The organism is Emergencia sp. 1XD21-10 (assembly GCF_009936045.1).
Classification (GTDB): domain Bacteria; phylum Bacillota; class Clostridia; order Peptostreptococcales; family Anaerovoracaceae; genus Senimuribacter; species Senimuribacter intestinalis.
Genome location: NZ_QWEQ01000056.1, coordinates 1 through 3164 on the forward strand (window position 1 = coordinate 1; position 3164 = coordinate 3164).

Annotated in this window: 4 protein-coding genes; all 4 read left to right on the forward strand. The window is 40.5% G+C overall.

Annotated features, from left to right (window positions below; genetic code table 11):
• Positions 1–35 precede the first annotated feature (35 nt).
• Entirely contained in the window at positions 36–296 is a 261-nt protein-coding gene (locus D1151_RS16150; protein WP_161909552.1) for a helix-turn-helix domain-containing protein, read from the forward strand.
• A 453-nt stretch (positions 297–749) separates the two neighbouring features.
• Positions 750–1049: an HU family DNA-binding protein gene (locus D1151_RS16155; protein WP_330588376.1), complete on the forward strand. Its 300-nt coding sequence runs from the start codon at positions 750–752 to the stop codon at positions 1047–1049.
• Between the two features lie 283 nt (positions 1050–1332).
• Entirely contained in the window at positions 1333–1752 is a 420-nt protein-coding gene (locus tag D1151_RS16160; RefSeq protein ID WP_161909554.1) for a gamma-glutamylcyclotransferase family protein, read from the forward strand.
• Between the two features lie 45 nt (positions 1753–1797).
• On the forward strand, positions 1798–3006 hold the full coding sequence (locus tag D1151_RS17190) for a tyrosine-type recombinase/integrase (RefSeq protein WP_161909555.1): 1209 nt from the start codon (positions 1798–1800) through the stop codon (positions 3004–3006).
• The last annotated feature ends 158 nt before the right edge of the window (positions 3007–3164 follow it).

Below are 3164 nucleotides of genomic sequence, written 5' to 3' on the forward strand. Positions count from 1 at the left end.
AAAGTCTGCTTATTTTAGCTGAGTGAGGTAGTTACATGACAAAGAAAAAAGAAAAAATAAAGGTAACAAGACTGCGAGCAGAGAGACTTTCTCGTGGATACACCCTGGCTCAAGTAGGCGATGCGGTAGGTGTGACCAAAGAGGCCATAAAAACATATGAGCTGCTGCAGCGTACGCCTAGTTTGCAGGTATATCGGCGGCTGGAGGCTTTTTTTAAAGTTTCACCAGGCATGGATTTGCTTGAGGTTATCCAGATAGACGGTGATGGCGTTTTTCATAGCATAAAGTCTCTTTAAGGGGATTTTATATATTTCTGCACTTTGACAACTACATATTCCAACTTTACTGCGATTTGCGATACAGATTTGCCAGGAGCCTTCTGCATGTTAGTGTTGAACTGCTTGCCAGCTAAATGGCGGCATTAAGGAGGGGAGCAGTCTTATAGAGATATCTGATCGCGATGATCGACACATTAGCCAGGCACACGAGATAAGACCTGGTCGCCTATGTTATCGGGTCCGCTGAGGAAGACCGTCCCAACCACAGGGAAAATAGCCAAGATAAGAGCCGGCACAGACCAAAGTGTCCGAGACAGGAAATAAATAGCGGTGTGAATGTGGTATTGTTGCCCGAACCAGGGGTGCAGGAAGAGCAAATATGGTTTCAAAACGAAAATTACTGCGTAATGGCAGTAGATATACAGGGGGTTAAGCCCCCTGCAATGTGCTGCCAGCACAAATTATTATTATATTAATAGAGGTGACAAAATGAATAAGAAAGAGTTAGTCATGGAAGTTGCACAGAGAACGTCTCACACACAAAAAGATGTGGATGCTGTCATTTCGAGTTTTCTGGATGTAATTACATCTGAATTACAGAACGGAGGAAAAATTCAGATGTTGGGGTTTGGAAGTTTTGGTGTAAAAACCAGAGCAGAGCGTATGGCCGTGAACCCTAAGTCTGGGCAGCAGATGATTATTCCTGAAATGAAAGTTGTAGCGTTTAAACCGGGTAAAAACTTAAAGACGGCATTACGAAAAAAAGATTAGAAAAATGAAAAAGGTTTACGTTTCCGGTCAAAGTTGCGTAAACCTTAAAATCCAATAACTACTAATTTTACATGATTCTAAATGCAAATAAAGCAGTCTTTTCAAATTTATTATAATAAGGCTGCTTTCTAATTGCAAGTGTTTTTTGTATGAAGTAAGGAAAGGAGTCAAGAACTATGAATTACTTTGGAATATTTTTTACCTTTGTTGTGATGCCTGTGATGGTTGTGTTTGCAGCAGCGGCAGCAGCTTACTTTGACTGCCAGGAAAGGAAGGAGTGTAGATGAAAATGATTTATGCAGCATATGGAAGTAATATGAACGTGGCACAAATGTCATTCCGATGTCCGGCAGCAATAGAATTAGGTGTCGGTGAAATTGAGGGTTATGAGATGTATTTTTCGTATAAAGGAGTTGCAAATATTCAACCGAATTCTGATGAACGGGTTCCAGTCGTTATTTGGAAATTAACGGAAGAATGTATAAAGGCACTGGATCGGTATGAAGGATATCCAAATTTATATATAAAACGAATGGTGCGGGTTAAATGGCAGGATACAGAGCAGCAGATGCTGGTCTATGTTCTGAAAGAACCCTATGGAAGAGTGATTCAAATGCCGTCAGAACAGTATTTGAAATGCATTTTGGAAGGATATACTGAACATAAATTGGAAATAGGCAAGCTGCTTTGCCTTGACTCGTGATTTGTACCATGCGATACTTTATGTGAGCGTGAGAAAGGAGGTAAAGTGGTTGCGGGACATTTACAACAGAAGAAAGGGTATTGGTATATAGTATTAACCTACACTGATGCAAATGGAAAACCTGTAGCAAAGTGGAAATCAACAGGTCTTAAAATCAAAGGGAATAAACGGAACGCCGAAAAACTATTGGAGCAGTATCGGCGAGAATTTGATCCGCTTAGAAATGAAAACGGCAAAGTTGATGTTGCGTACTTTGAAAATTCTAAAGTAACTGATGATATGGAGATGCATGAACTTTGTGTTAGGTGGTTGAATTATAAAAAATTTACTGTAGAAGCATCCACCTATGCCGGATACTATAACCGTGTATGTAAGTGGATGAGACCATACTTTCTGGCGCATAGCTATACGGTCAGGCAGATTGGTAGCGGGGACATTCAGGAATACATTGAATACTTGCTTGCTGAAGAACAATCTATCAAGTCAGCGATGGATCAAAGGGACATGTTGAATGATATGTTCAAGTATGCAGTGATATTACAAATTGTACCTCCGTGGCAGAATCCTGTTCAACGTGTACCGAAATTGAAGGTTCCGACGAATGTGAATGCGTATTATGAAGCAGATACTGCAATTGCGCTGCTGGATAGTGTAATTGGGAGCAGAATCGAAATTCCGGTATTTCTAGCATTATACTATGGGCTTAGACGTTCGGAAATCGCAGGACTTACGTGGAAGGCTATCGATTTTAAGAATAGACAACTCACAATTAGTCATGTGGTTGTCGCAGTACAGATGAAGGGGCATAAGACCGTATATGATGCGAAGGATCGTACAAAAAACTTTGCGAGTCATAGGACTTTTCCTTTGCTGACTCCGATAGAAGAAATGTTGTTGCGACAGCAAACTAAACAGAAGCAGCAGGCAATGAAAGCAAAAAAGTATTATGACAGTGGATATGTTTTTACAAAAGATAATGGAATGCCTTACACACCGGGTTATATTTCGGGTGAGTTTAGACGGCATTTGACGCGGCATGGGTTTCCACCTATACGTTTCCATGATCTCCGTCATAGCTGCGCCAGTGTTTTACTTGCAGATCCGGAGCGCAGGGTATCACTTAAGGATATTCAGCTTTGGCTGGGACATGCAAACATTCAATCGACGATGCGGTATGCACATATAGGAGAACAGTTTTCAAAATTGCATACGGCTTCATGCATTGAAAATGCTCTTTTGCGAGACCATGGATGAAGAATTTTTTTGACAAATGTAGAGAACTAGCGACATTTTTTTAACAAAAACTTCAAATTAATCCAGTTTTTTCTTATTGAAAATCTGCTGAAAGTGTTGTAAAATAGCCATATAAACATTTATGGGGGTGTAAAGGTTTCGACGGGGGTGTAGAAGCC

What these genes read in the sequence shown, in the direction of transcription:
- D1151_RS16160 (WP_161909554.1), top strand. Translation starts at nt 1,333, where the DNA reads ATGAAAATGATTTATGCAGCATATGGAAGTAATATGAACGTGGCACAA.
- D1151_RS16150 (WP_161909552.1), top strand. Translation starts at nt 36, where the DNA reads ATGACAAAGAAAAAAGAAAAAATAAAGGTAACAAGACTGCGAGCAGAG.